Source organism: Paenibacillus sp. NPDC057886 (assembly GCF_042796655.1).
Classification (GTDB): Bacteria; Bacillota; Bacilli; order Paenibacillales; family Paenibacillaceae; genus Paenibacillus.
In genome coordinates this window covers 38,992-50,934 of the sequence record NZ_JBHVMZ010000012.1, presented here as the reverse complement: position 1 = coordinate 50,934, position 11,943 = coordinate 38,992, and the positions used below count along the sequence as shown (strand labels likewise).

Below are 11,943 nucleotides of genomic sequence, written 5' to 3'. Positions count from 1 at the left end.
ATGCATTAGCATATAGATAATTCCAATAGTGGAATAGGGGAAAACTATCGATCCTTGTCGTAAAAATGTGTTATCGCAAGGCGAGTATTCAAGTAATAAACGAGGATGAGCTTAACTCGGCGAACATACAAAAAAACCACGTCGAATGACGTGGTTTGGTTGTTTATATGAAGACACTTCAAGAAGAAGCTTAAATCTCATTACATCTTTCCAGCAAAAACTGGATCTGGCGCTCCAGCCACTGCCCAAGCAATGGGTGTGGCAACAGCGTCTCACCACTGTACGCATAATCCAGTTCCTTCAGTCGGCCCGGGATCACCTTCATGGTGAAATAACCGGCACTCAAAAACAGCGGCGCCACAATAACCCGGCTCCCCCGCTCTTCACTCCAGTATTTCGCCTTGTCGTACACACTATCTGGATTTAGCAGTGCATAATCGGTATGAGCGACACCGCTAACTTCCTGCACCCGCTGTGCGAGTGAAGAAATACCCGCTTCCCAGCGCTGACGGAATCCATCATGAATACTCCCATGTCCAACTAGCAGAATCGTCTCCTGTTCTGGTTGCTGCGACAGGGCCTTTACCTTGTCCCAGACCATGACCGCAATATCCGGGTCGTTATCCACAGGATAACCGAAGTGGACGTGTGCTTTCACCTCGAATGGTTCCAGATCAGTCTCGCGCTCTGGAGCGTCTTTGGCACCGATGGCATACTCAATTTCATCCACATGTGTACTACCCGACGAAACAAACAGAGGTACGACCAATATATCGGTTACGCCCTGTGCTTCCAGTCGGTTGATACCGTCCTGGATCAGACGTCCTTCCACAAGTTCAAGAAACCCGGCTTCAACGGGCAAGGGTTCAGGCAGATTCAACCGGGAGACCGCGTCATCGACGGATTCTACCCAGGTCTTCTCCTGAGAACCGTGACTAATGATGAGTACACCCGGTTTCTTCATCCTTAACGTCCCAGGCGTTCGAGCGTCATTTTATAACCATCATTACCGTAGTTCAGGCAGCGTTTTACACGAGAGATCGTGGCTGTACTTGCACCTGTCTCAGCTTCAATCTGGTTATAGGTATTTCCTTTGCCAAGCATACGTGCTACTTCCAGCCGCTGGGACATGGATTGAATCTCGTTTACCGTGCAGAGGTCATCAAAGAACACATAACACTCTTCAATATCTTTCAGAGTCAAAATAGCCTCAAATAATTGTTCAATACTTTTATCATTTAGCTTTTTCAGCTGCATTTCATCATCATCCCCTAGCGGTTACTGTGTACCTTCATTGTACCCAGCCTGAGTTGGTATTTCAAGCGTTAACGATTTCACGCACTACAGAATAAAAATACATGTTACCGCTTTCATATAGGATTAATGTCCTCCCTGCGTGCACAATCCCCCTCTATCTCTCGATTTATCCCATTTTTCACCGTATATTTCCGATTAATTATGTAGGAATTATTCTATTTGAAATGTGACAAATTTGTGTCCAAACCATATAATTCCACGGTGACCCTGTCATCCTCTCCTGCGCCCAAATCCGCAAATATCCCGTTTTGCGGGATAATCGCCTACGCCGTCTCTCCGCTAATGACATACAGTATAGCAAAAGGGAGTTCCAACTCGGTCTGTTATGCACGTCCAGCAGCTGAAGGAACGCAATTCCGAAATCCAACATAGAAGGAACGTGATAGTTCATGCCACAGCATTATTATCACCGCCAGCCCGCTCCACGGCAGCGTCCGTCTTCCCATACGCAACGGCAGGCCCATACTCGTGCCTATATGCCGCCACGGGCATTGAATGAAGCTCAGGTTCCACCCATGTATCCTGGAGTAGAGCCTTACTACCCTCAATTCCAAGAGGTTGAAGCATCCGGACTTGTACCTTATAGTCCAGGTGGTCCGGGGGGACCCGGTGGAAACTTTTTCGGCGGGGGGGCTCCTGTTGCTCCCCCTGTTCCGGTGGAAGCGCCTGCGTCTTCCTCAGGCTTTTCCCTGGCCAACATCGGAGAACTGAAAGGAATGATCGACCGCTTCGGTGGAATTGATGGCATCATGAGTGGAATCGGCAAAATGCAAAAGGTCGTTGGCGGCTTCCAGCAGATGGCACCCATGATGAAACTGGTGATGGGGATTCTGCCTTTTGGAAAAGGAAAAAAAAGCAGCAGTGTTGCGGATAAAGATTATGAAGAGTATTCGCCATCTCGCTCACGCAAACGCCGTAAAAAAACGACCTCTGCTCCGCGTAAACGGAACACGAATAGTAAAACTGGCCGTAATAAATCCAATTCCACCAAACGCAGTCCCAAAAGAAGCAAAAAACTCTAACACTTTTCCCAGGCGCCCTCTTACATAAGGGGGTGCCTTAATCCACTTCCATCTTCTTCCCCTTCAATAATCCACTCATTCGTTCATATAAGAGAATATTCACATCGGATTTTTTTAAGAACCTGTGTTCTTATTCCCGTGAATTGAGGTATACTGAGTTATAGATAAAGGAGGCGGATTATGGAACTGTTCAAAGACAAATATACTCCCGCATTAATCGACCGGACAGGAGAATGGTTACACCAATTCTACCCCAAGTTGGACAAGCAGCAATTTCGTGAACTTGTATTTGCCGCGGGCTGGGGAGAGCTGGAATTCAAAGCTCGTATCCGCCGCATTACATTGGCATTGACCGAAGTTCTCCCAGACAACTATGAAGAGGCATTACACGTGATCGAACAGGCAGCACCACAGATGCGAGGGGTAGAGTATCTGTTCGTACCCGATTTTATTGAAGTTAACGGACTTGCGGCGGAAAACTACGAACTATCCATGAAGTACTTGACCGTCTTCACACCTTATTCCAGTTCCGAGTTCGCGGTACGCCCGTTTATTGAGCGCTACCCGATCGAAACGATGAAACGCATGATGGAATGGACGGGAAGTCCTAATGAACACATACGCAGGCTTGCCAGTGAAGGCAGCCGTCCACGTCTTCCATGGGGTTCCAAACTTCGGGGGTTCATCACCGATCCCACACCAGTACTTCCTATTCTGCATGAATTGAAGCAGGACGAGTCCCTGTATGTCCGAAAAAGTGTAGCCAATCACCTGAACGACATTTCGAAAGACCATCCTGAACTGGTCCTGGATCTGGCCTCCAGCTGGTATGGACAACGTGAACATACGGACTGGATCGTTCGTCATGCAAGCCGCTCTTTGCTGAAAAAGGGGCATCCGAAGGCGCTGAGTCTCTTTGGTTATGTCGAGCAGGATGCGACACATATCGAGCATCTTCAGCTTGCAAGAGATACCGTAGCCATCGGGGAAGATCTTCATTTTTCGTTTGATGTCGTTAATGAAAGTGGTCAGTCACAGATGCTGCGAATCGAATATGAAATCGGATATATGAAAGCAAATGGCAAGCAGGCACCCAAACGGTTCAAATGCTCTGACAAGACTTTCCCTACTGGAAGAACCAAGGTTGCAACGAAGCAATCGTTCAAAGTCATTACGACGAGAAAGCATTACGCTGGCTTGCATACACTAACGATTGTCGTCAATGGACAACCTGCTGCTACGGCCACATTTGTATTGGAGCAAACATAGTAACCTATGAAGGGCATGTTAGCCATCCAACGTATCATAGAAAAGTAACACGGATCATTTATGATATGAATCCCATGTTAAAATTCAACTCATGGAATCCATTCCTTGAGAGATTCCCCAAGGCATCTTCAGTACTGAAGATGCCTTTTACTATTTTCACCCTGTTCGTAACAGCCAAATTCCCCTCAAAATCAAGTTATGCACATGATGCTTCTTCATTTATATTATCCACATGTGGACATCTATTCCGAAAACGAATCTATATGTACTCCTATTTGCCATCTTATGCACATCATACACAGGTTAAAGAAGCGATCTTTACAGACCGCTAACTCTTCACTTGCTATCCAGTTTCTACTCTTCCTTACTTAAACCATCCCCGCTTCACAAACCAGGCCACCATGCTTCCGCCCAGAACAAACATCAACAGCAGCACAGCTCCATACCCAAACTTCCATTGCAGCTCAGGCATATAAGCAAAGTTCATGCCATAGATCCCCGCGATCAGCGTCAGTGGCATAAAGACTGTTGTAATCACGGTGAGGGTCTTCATAATCTGGTTCATTCGATTGGAATTTAAGGAGATGTAACTGTCGCGCAGGTCTGCCGTCATCTCCCGATCAGCTTCAATCATGTCTGTCAGCTTCAACAAATGGTCATAGATATCGGTAAAATATACCGTATGCTCTCCTGTTCTCTGCACATGCTGAGAATTGACTACCCGATAGAGCAAATCCCGCATGGGCACTACCGTTCGTCTAAGTTTCAGCAATCGACTGCGCAAGTCGAACACCTGATTCATCAGATCTTCCACCGACTCCTTGCCGCCCCGGTTCTCCAGTTCAGCCAGCTCATCCTCAATGGCAAACAGAGACGGGAAATAATGATCGACCAGCTTGTCCATCACCGTATATGCCGCTGCCACCGGGCCCCGGGCCCAGATGGTTCGTTCGTGCGCATGATGCAGCAACCTCTCCCAAGCTTCGTCGACTTCCTCCAGTGCCCCGTGATGAAAGGAGACCAGGAAGTTCGCACCCAGAAACAGGTCCACCTCCTCCGCTTCCAATGTGGTAGGATTCAGCGCATGCAGCACGAGGAACTGCAAATTGTCATAATAATCGAGCTTGGGTCGCTGCAACACATGCATACAATCCTCAATGGCTAATGGGTGAAAATGAAAATATGTATCCAACAACTGACTTTCCTCTTCTGAAGGCTGATTGAAATCCGCCCATACCCAGGCGTAATCCTGCAGATCCAGCTGTGTAAGCGGTACATTTACAGATACCTGATGATCCCGTGAGATGGCGAGTGTACGAATCATAAATTAGACCACGTCCTTGTCTTGTATCCTTTACGTTATTGTACAACTTTAACCATTGAACCGTCTCCTGCAACAGCCCATTATACACACGTTATCCTGCAAACGCGACAACAAAAAAAGCCAACCCTGTTGGCTTCTCTCATTTCCCTATCCACAGTCTCCTGTATCCACAGGAATATCTTCTTTTGGTTTATCATTCCACGGATGGCTATCCACATATCCAGCCTGTCCACACGTTCATGCACAGGCGTCTCTTCATTTTGGTTGTATAATTGTCCACATATCCCGATATTCACATAGTTATGAACAGTTTGTCTGAAATTCAGAATTTGTCCCGTAACACTTTCTCGAATTAGAAAATGATCCAGTACAACAATCCTGCCAGCGCCCCTGTAATCGGAATCGTAATGAACCACGTAATAATAATACGTCCGGCAAGTCCCCATTTTACGGCTGAGAAACGTTTCGCGGAACCAACACCCAGAATGGCAGATGTGATTGCGTGCGTTGTGCTCACCGGCAGGTGGAGCAAGGTTGCCGTGAAAATAACAGATGCAGCTGACAGATCAGCGGCAAAACCGTTAATCGGTTCGATTTTAAAAATTTTGGTTCCCATCGTTTTGATGATTTTCCAACCACCAATGGAAGTACCAAGAGCCATCGCTGTTGCCGCGGAGATTTTAACCCACAACGGAACATCCAGATGATCCTGTACGCCTGCTGCGACCAATGCAAAAGTAATGATCCCCATTGCCTTCTGCGCATCATTGGTACCATGCGTAAACGCCTGGAGCGCTGCTGTGAAAATCTGTACCGTACGGAAACCTTTGTTCACGTTATGCGGACTCCGTTTGGCAAAAATATATTTGAGAATGGTCATGACCACATAACCGATGGCAAATGCGATCAGAGGTGATAATAACAATCCTCCGACGATGTCAATAAATCCACTCCATTTGACTTTATCAGCCCCTGCGCCAACAAGTACAGCACCAGCAAGAGCACCAATCAGTGCATGCGAGGATGAAGAAGGAATTCCGAACCACCATGTAACGAGATTCCAGATAATCGCGGCGATCAAGGTGACTATGACGACCTCAATCCCGTTATCCAGCTTGGTGGGGTCTGTTACACTCCCCCCAATCGTCTTCGCTACTCCAGTAAACATCATGGCACCGACAAAGTTCATCACCGCAGCCATAAGGATTGCCCGGCGCGGAGTCAGTGCCCGTGTCGAGACCGAAGTTGCAATGGCATTCGCAGTATCGTGAAAACCATTAATGAAGTCAAACGCCAGTGCAAGGAAGACGACTATACCCAATACCCAAATCGTTGTTTCCATTATTCTCTGGCTCCTTAAGAATTACGCATGATGATGGATTCGAGCACATTCGCTACGTGTTCACAAGCATCCGTTGTCGTCTCAAGACGTTCGTAAATTTCCTTACGTTTGATCAATTCAATCGGATCAGGCACGGTAGCGAAAAGGTTCTTGATACAGTTGCGCAGCACTTCGTCGCCCTGGTTTTCCAGATCGTTCAAACGAATCGTGTACTCGCGAATCGCCAGCAATTTTTTCTGAGACAGCAAATGAATGGCCTTCTGAATTTCGTAAGCCGATTGGCGCAAAATTTCAGCGAATTGAACGATATATTCGTCCGGGTCAGTCAGTTGGTACATATAGAAACGGGAAGCCGTTGCTTCTAGTCCGTCCAATACGTCATCAAGTGTCGTTGTCAGCTCCATAATATCATCGCGTTCGATCGGCGTGATAAATGTTTTGTTGAGTTCCGTAATGATCGTGTGCACATAGTCATCACATTGGGACTCGTACTTCTTCATTTCATTGGCAAAAAGAGTCACATCCTGAAGGTTGGAAACATGTTGGGAGAAATAATCTGCCGCTTGCACGACCGTATCTGCCATGTTCTCTAGTGTCTCAAAAAATATATCCTTCTTCTTCTTAAGCTTCATAGCTCTATCCCCTTTACGAGAAATTGCCGATAACCGATGAAACATGAAATGACAACCTTTGATATCTTATCATAAATGTTTCACGGTTTGTACATAAGGCATGATCCTTTTTTATATTCTTATCACATAAATCTGAAATGAATCTTAATTATTTGGAATGGCTGGAAAAATGATGATGAAATTTTACACTGCGTTTACATTTCTCTTCAAATTGGATTAATTTTGAATTTCGACATGCCCTGCAAAGTCAGGCTGATTCGGAACGATACTAATAAAAGTCTTGCCAGGAACAAGAGCAACTTCGGTCCCATTTTGTACAAATCGAATAATATCACCCGGCTTTTTGACCCACTGCCCTCGAATCATTTTGCCTTTCTGAAACAGCATGGCTTCACCGCCCTGCTCCAAATTAACGGAAAGTCTGCCCACATTATCGAGCACCTTGTGATCCGCACCCGCTACAATAATATTGGCTGCTCCAATGGGATTGCCGTTATCCAGATCCTGATCTGCCTTTCCGTTCACCAATCTCATATATCGTCCACTAACTTCATCATAATCATACGTGACCCGGTAACTCTCCAATAAATAATGAATATCGAACTGCTTGGCCAACTCTCCGGCGGACGTGGCACCTTCTTCGTTATACGTATATACAGGGGACTTGAAGTCATGACTATAGCCTTTGGTATCCGCGCCTTCTCTCAGCTTGTCCGCCGACGTATATAGATTGTGAGGTGCTTTACGATCGGAGGAACGCCAGAAATAGGGGCCGCTATTCGATATCTCATCCATATGCTGTTTCTGCTGCTTCTGCAAAATGGAATAGGCATCCGGGCTGCCGCCCGCATGAACCAATACACCATCATAACTCTCACCAAGCTCGATCAGATACGGACGGATACTGCGCACGGGTCCGACCGTCTCTGCCCCGCCTCCACTTTGGAAGATGGCAATAAAACGGGTAATGCCTCCCTCAGCGAGCACTTCGATAATAATATCTGCCGCACTCAGACCTGACTGGGGCCGCGCTGCAGGAGCATTGTTAATCATGACCGCCAGAGGGCGGCGTGTAATGGCTTCATCTACATGCAAACCCGTCAGTGGTGCTGTGTAGAGCGACGTGGCAGGTTCTTCAGTCTCTTGTTCTTCCTGTACGGGTGTAGGAACGGACTCCGGCTTCGGAATCTGGACCATCTCCTTACTCTGGCAAGCGACCAGACTTAGGGCCAGAATAAGCAGCGACGCCGAAGAAATCATCTTGTTCCATTTCAATTGCTTCAATATATGTACCTCCTGAACGATATGGCTGAAATCTAAGCTGTAGTTGCTCTTATGTAGGTGGCCATTTCACGTATTTCTTTCCATTTAATCACACACAGCACCATTTGTCTTCGATAAGGAGAGCATTTTATACCCTGCATTTTACGTTTGAAACCTGGAGCAGGATGAAAAATATGTCCTAAATGTGAACTTCTCAAACCTTACTTAAAATTTAAACTAGATTGTGATAATAATCACAAACAAGATGACTTTTGAACTATACAATAAAGACATCAAAGGTGATCACTTAGAAAAACAAAAAAACAACACACACTAAATTCCATGAAGGAGTGGTTTATATGTTCAGCTTCAACCAATGGCTTAGAGAAAACAAAGTGGCAATGTGGATTTTGACAGTACTTCGGGTGTATATCGGTTACGACTGGATGACACACGGCTGGGGCAAATTGACAGGTGGATTTGAGGCAGGGGGCTTTCTGGCAGGCGCTGTAGAAAAAGCAACTGGTGATCACCCGGCGGTGCAAGCTTGGTGGGCAACCTTCCTTGAAAAATTCGCGGTACCAAATGCAGGACTGTTCGACTTCGTTATCCCTCTCGGTGAATTCCTTGTAGGTCTGGGTCTCATTCTGGGATGCTTTACAACACTGGCAGCACTGATGGCGATGGTCATGAACTTCGCGTTCCTCTTCTCGGGAACAGTAAGCACGAATGCTCAATTAGTTCTGATGGAAATCTTCCTTGTAGTCGCTGGTGCAAATGCTGGTAAAATCGGTTTGGATCATTGGGTAATGCCTTACCTTCGCGGATTGTTCACTCGCAACAAAGGCAGTCAGCCTAAAGATACACCCACGATAAACCATACGCACAAAACAGCCTAAATCGTAAATAGACATTATCCGGTCCTGCTCCCCTCCCCCTGGAGAGCAGGACTTTTTTTGTTCTTTATATATGCTTGTATGTCATCTGACTTGCCCATCGACAGAAACACGTATTATGATGAACATATCGATCGACTACAATCAAAGGAGTACATGACATGCCAACCCAGCGCCGTCTTGAAACCGATGCCGACTTCCAGGAAGCTATGGAAATGAAGCATAAAGTTCGTGTTTTTAAAGATAATCACCAGATTGATTCCGGTGGCGTCATTATCCGTTTTGACAGCAATACCGTTGTTGTTCAGTCCAGTGTAAGTGAACTGGCGTATCACTCGCGTACAGCATGTGAGCTTTTTGAGATTCGCAAGTGATTATACTAATTTGCAGAATGCTCACGTCTTAGAAAAAGGTTCCTGAGGCCCATTACGCTGGCCCCAGAAACCTTTTTTTTGTTCAGCTAATTAATATCCAGCGTCTGTCTGGTCAAGTTAACTACGTGTATTGCAAAATAATACCCACAGACCGTTCACGTACTCTTGTCTGTTCCAAGTTATACGCCGTCACCAAACTGCCAGCAGTTCAAACTGAGCGTACCGTAAGGATACGACTGGAATAGACGTTTTGCAGATCGTGACATATCGGCCGTACCCATGGCATAGAACAAGGGCGCAATGTGCTCCGTTCCATAAGATGGAACTGCTGTGCGGGCATGAGGTGCTTTTTTGTCATATTGAAACAGCTCTCTCGTATTCCACTGCTCAAGCCGCTCGCCAATCCAGTTATCGAATTCCACTGCCCAGTCTTGCGGTTCATCATTACTGCCAAGCATGCGCAAGTTATGAACGGTTCCGCCGCTGCCAATGATCAGCACATTATCATGACGCAGTTGTTCCAGCATCCGGCCGATATCATACTGCTCCTGCGGGGAACGCAATGAATCGACAGATACCGCAATAACAGGAATATTGGCCTCTGGATACATGTGTAACAGCGGTACCCATACACCGTGATCCAATCCTCGGCCTCGAACCGGTTGATGTGGAAGATTACTCCGAGTGAACAGGGCGCTGATCTCATTCGCAAGGTCTGGCTGACCAGGTGCAGGGTAATTCATTGTATACATATTAGAGGGGAATCCGTAAAAATCATGCAAGGTCTGATGTGTATCATCCATTGTCACGGACGGCTCGGGACAATCCCAATGCGCCGTAAATACAACAATGGCTTTCGGAGCCGGCAGCCTGTCTCCAAGCTGGTTCAAAAAGTGAGTGTAGTCATTGCTCTCCACCGCCAGAGCGGGAGAACCATGCGCAATGAATAGTGCGGGTAATGTCATTGCTGCCAACCTCCAGACACGGATAGGATGCTTACCCTTCTATTTTACCCCGAAGAAGGCGCTTTTCCAAGCTAACATCCCAATCAGATGCAATCTGGACGCGCATGTTGCCTTATGGACCATTCCATGTGGGACATGAATGTTCTTGCTTGATAATAAAGTTTGATATATATCCTCTCTTAGATCATCCAGTGCTGCCAATCCTGTTCGATCTTCTGGCGCTCTCCTAGCCACTCTCTCGTACGCGTAATCAGCTGTTCACGCTCTTTACCGGAAGAGAAGGTATGATCGCCTTGGAAAATAATCTCCTTGTCGCAGCGGCCTTCCTGGCGCATCCAGAATACCTTTTGATACAGGAACGCGTAATCGACAGGAATAATCTCATCCGACGTGCCGTGTACCACCAGAACATCCCCATTAAATTTAACGGCTTCCTGGAAAGGCTGATGTTCAGCCAGTGATTCAAAGAATGCTGGTGTAAACTTGTAGCCGAGATAATCAGCAGACCCCAGTTTCACCCCTTCATCGTACACATCACGTCCCGTAATCTTCACAATATCATTGAACGGATATCCCACGGATGACCACATGACGAGATTCTTGACTCGTTTGTCACGAACAGCAGTCAGCAGAGCAACAGCTCCACCCAGACTATGACCGATCAGCGTTACACGGGTTGGATCTACATCACTGCAATTTACCGCATAGTCCAGCACAGAACGTGTTTGGGTAATCATGGATTCAAGTCCTTCAGCTCCGTACTCACCGCTGCTCTCCCCGCAGCCGATATAATCAAAGCGCAGCACCAAATACCCATCTTCGGCCAGCTCACGGGCGGTCTTCACAAACAGACGATCCACACCGATCCGACTTCCTACGAATCCATGGCAGATGATAGCAAGAGGCACGCGCTGTTGGTGATTTCCCTCCTTGATGTCTTTGACGACAGGATAATGAATCGTGGCTGTTAATTCTTCTTGCCCATGACGAATACTGATCTGACGCTCCATGCTCATTTCCCCTTTCCATTCTTCCTTGCTCTTGTCCATTTTGTTAATTATATATAAATCCGATAAGTTTAATGTGTATTAAGATGATATTAGTATATTATCATCCTGTGAACCTCAAGTCAACGTGAGGAAATGTCCATTTCCAAACGTACCTTGTCTACATTTTATCGGTAAATTCGCAAAAAAAAATGAGCCAAGCTGACAACAGCTGACTCGAATCATTTTTAATACTTAAAGCCATTACTCATAACTACGGCGGAACATCTCATGGGTCTCCACTCGACCCTGCCATTCATGTTCATGAACCGAATTCGAGCTCCCCCAGAAGCTCCCTGACTGAAAGGTTCCATCTGTATACTCTTCGGCATATTCAGCATCCTCCAACGTCTCATCCATTGGCACAACTTCATCCGTTACTCCACGGGAGTTGCTGTTCAGCAGCAGCTTCCTTGTTAATTGTTCCGTTTGTTGATCCATACCTGCCACACTCCAATCCCTGGTTTCTGTTGGAAATGCTACTATTGTGGTG

Annotated in this window: 13 protein-coding genes; 4 read left to right on the top strand and 9 right to left on the bottom strand. The window is 46.5% G+C overall.

The genetic code is table 11. The annotated features are described in order from the left end of the window. Nucleotides 1–190: 190 nt before the first annotated feature. Nucleotides 191–964, bottom strand: a complete 774-nt coding sequence (locus tag ACFVQB_RS30365; protein WP_379448274.1) for a sirohydrochlorin chelatase — start codon at nt 962–964, stop codon at nt 191–193. A gap of 2 nt (nt 965–966) precedes the next feature. Then, nucleotides 967–1,257: a YerC/YecD family TrpR-related protein gene (locus ACFVQB_RS30360; protein ID WP_017690665.1), complete on the bottom strand. Its 291-nt coding sequence runs from the start codon at nt 1,255–1,257 to the stop codon at nt 967–969. A gap of 449 nt (nt 1,258–1,706) precedes the next feature. Here ACFVQB_RS30360 and ACFVQB_RS30355 point away from each other — a divergent pair, with 449 nt between their 5' ends. Together ACFVQB_RS30355 and ACFVQB_RS30350 are read left to right on the top strand one after the other, a co-directional pair. Next, a complete protein-coding gene (locus tag ACFVQB_RS30355; RefSeq protein WP_379448273.1) occupies nt 1,707–2,339 on the top strand; it encodes a tyrosine protein kinase in 633 nt (210 codons plus the stop codon). A 180-nt stretch (nt 2,340–2,519) separates the two neighbouring features. Continuing rightward, nucleotides 2,520–3,608 carry a DNA alkylation repair protein gene (locus tag ACFVQB_RS30350; protein ID WP_379448271.1) on the top strand — a complete coding sequence of 363 codons (1,089 nt, stop codon included), beginning with the start codon at nt 2,520–2,522 and terminating at the stop codon, nt 3,606–3,608. 364 nt (nt 3,609–3,972) lie between these two features. Here the strand turns inward: ACFVQB_RS30350 and corA are convergent, their stop codons facing one another. From corA to ACFVQB_RS30330, 4 genes are all read right to left on the bottom strand, one after another. Then, on the bottom strand, nt 3,973–4,932 hold the full coding sequence (gene corA / locus ACFVQB_RS30345; protein WP_113055597.1) for a magnesium/cobalt transporter CorA: 960 nt from the start codon (nt 4,930–4,932) through the stop codon (nt 3,973–3,975). A 352-nt stretch (nt 4,933–5,284) separates the two neighbouring features. Then, on the bottom strand, nt 5,285–6,274 hold the full coding sequence (locus tag ACFVQB_RS30340; RefSeq protein ID WP_110001756.1) for an inorganic phosphate transporter: 990 nt from the start codon (nt 6,272–6,274) through the stop codon (nt 5,285–5,287). A gap of 14 nt (nt 6,275–6,288) precedes the next feature. After that, nucleotides 6,289–6,906 carry a DUF47 domain-containing protein gene (locus ACFVQB_RS30335; RefSeq protein ID WP_062327047.1) on the bottom strand — a complete coding sequence of 206 codons (618 nt, stop codon included), beginning with the start codon at nt 6,904–6,906 and terminating at the stop codon, nt 6,289–6,291. A gap of 216 nt (nt 6,907–7,122) precedes the next feature. Beyond that, on the bottom strand, nt 7,123–8,190 hold the full coding sequence (locus ACFVQB_RS30330; RefSeq protein ID WP_379448261.1) for a DUF3048 domain-containing protein: 1,068 nt from the start codon (nt 8,188–8,190) through the stop codon (nt 7,123–7,125). Between the two features lie 338 nt (nt 8,191–8,528). Between ACFVQB_RS30330 and ACFVQB_RS30325 the strand changes: the two genes are divergently transcribed. Then, a complete protein-coding gene (locus tag ACFVQB_RS30325) occupies nt 8,529–9,068 on the top strand; it encodes a DoxX family protein (RefSeq protein ID WP_379448259.1) in 540 nt (179 codons plus the stop codon). A 158-nt stretch (nt 9,069–9,226) separates the two neighbouring features. Then, nucleotides 9,227–9,439, top strand: coding sequence for a hypothetical protein (locus tag ACFVQB_RS30320; RefSeq protein WP_076291601.1), 213 nt, complete (start codon nt 9,227–9,229; stop codon nt 9,437–9,439). A gap of 179 nt (nt 9,440–9,618) precedes the next feature. Here the strand turns inward: ACFVQB_RS30320 and ACFVQB_RS30315 are convergent, their stop codons facing one another. From ACFVQB_RS30315 to ACFVQB_RS30305, 3 genes are all read right to left on the bottom strand, one after another. Then, a complete protein-coding gene (locus ACFVQB_RS30315; RefSeq protein WP_379448255.1) occupies nt 9,619–10,404 on the bottom strand; it encodes a DODA-type extradiol aromatic ring-opening family dioxygenase in 786 nt (261 codons plus the stop codon). A 179-nt stretch (nt 10,405–10,583) separates the two neighbouring features. Beyond that, nucleotides 10,584–11,414 carry an alpha/beta hydrolase gene (locus ACFVQB_RS30310; RefSeq protein ID WP_379448253.1) on the bottom strand — a complete coding sequence of 277 codons (831 nt, stop codon included), beginning with the start codon at nt 11,412–11,414 and terminating at the stop codon, nt 10,584–10,586. A 240-nt stretch (nt 11,415–11,654) separates the two neighbouring features. Beyond that, nucleotides 11,655–11,891 carry a hypothetical protein gene (locus ACFVQB_RS30305; protein WP_379448251.1) on the bottom strand — a complete coding sequence of 79 codons (237 nt, stop codon included), beginning with the start codon at nt 11,889–11,891 and terminating at the stop codon, nt 11,655–11,657. Nucleotides 11,892–11,943: the final 52 nt, after the last annotated feature.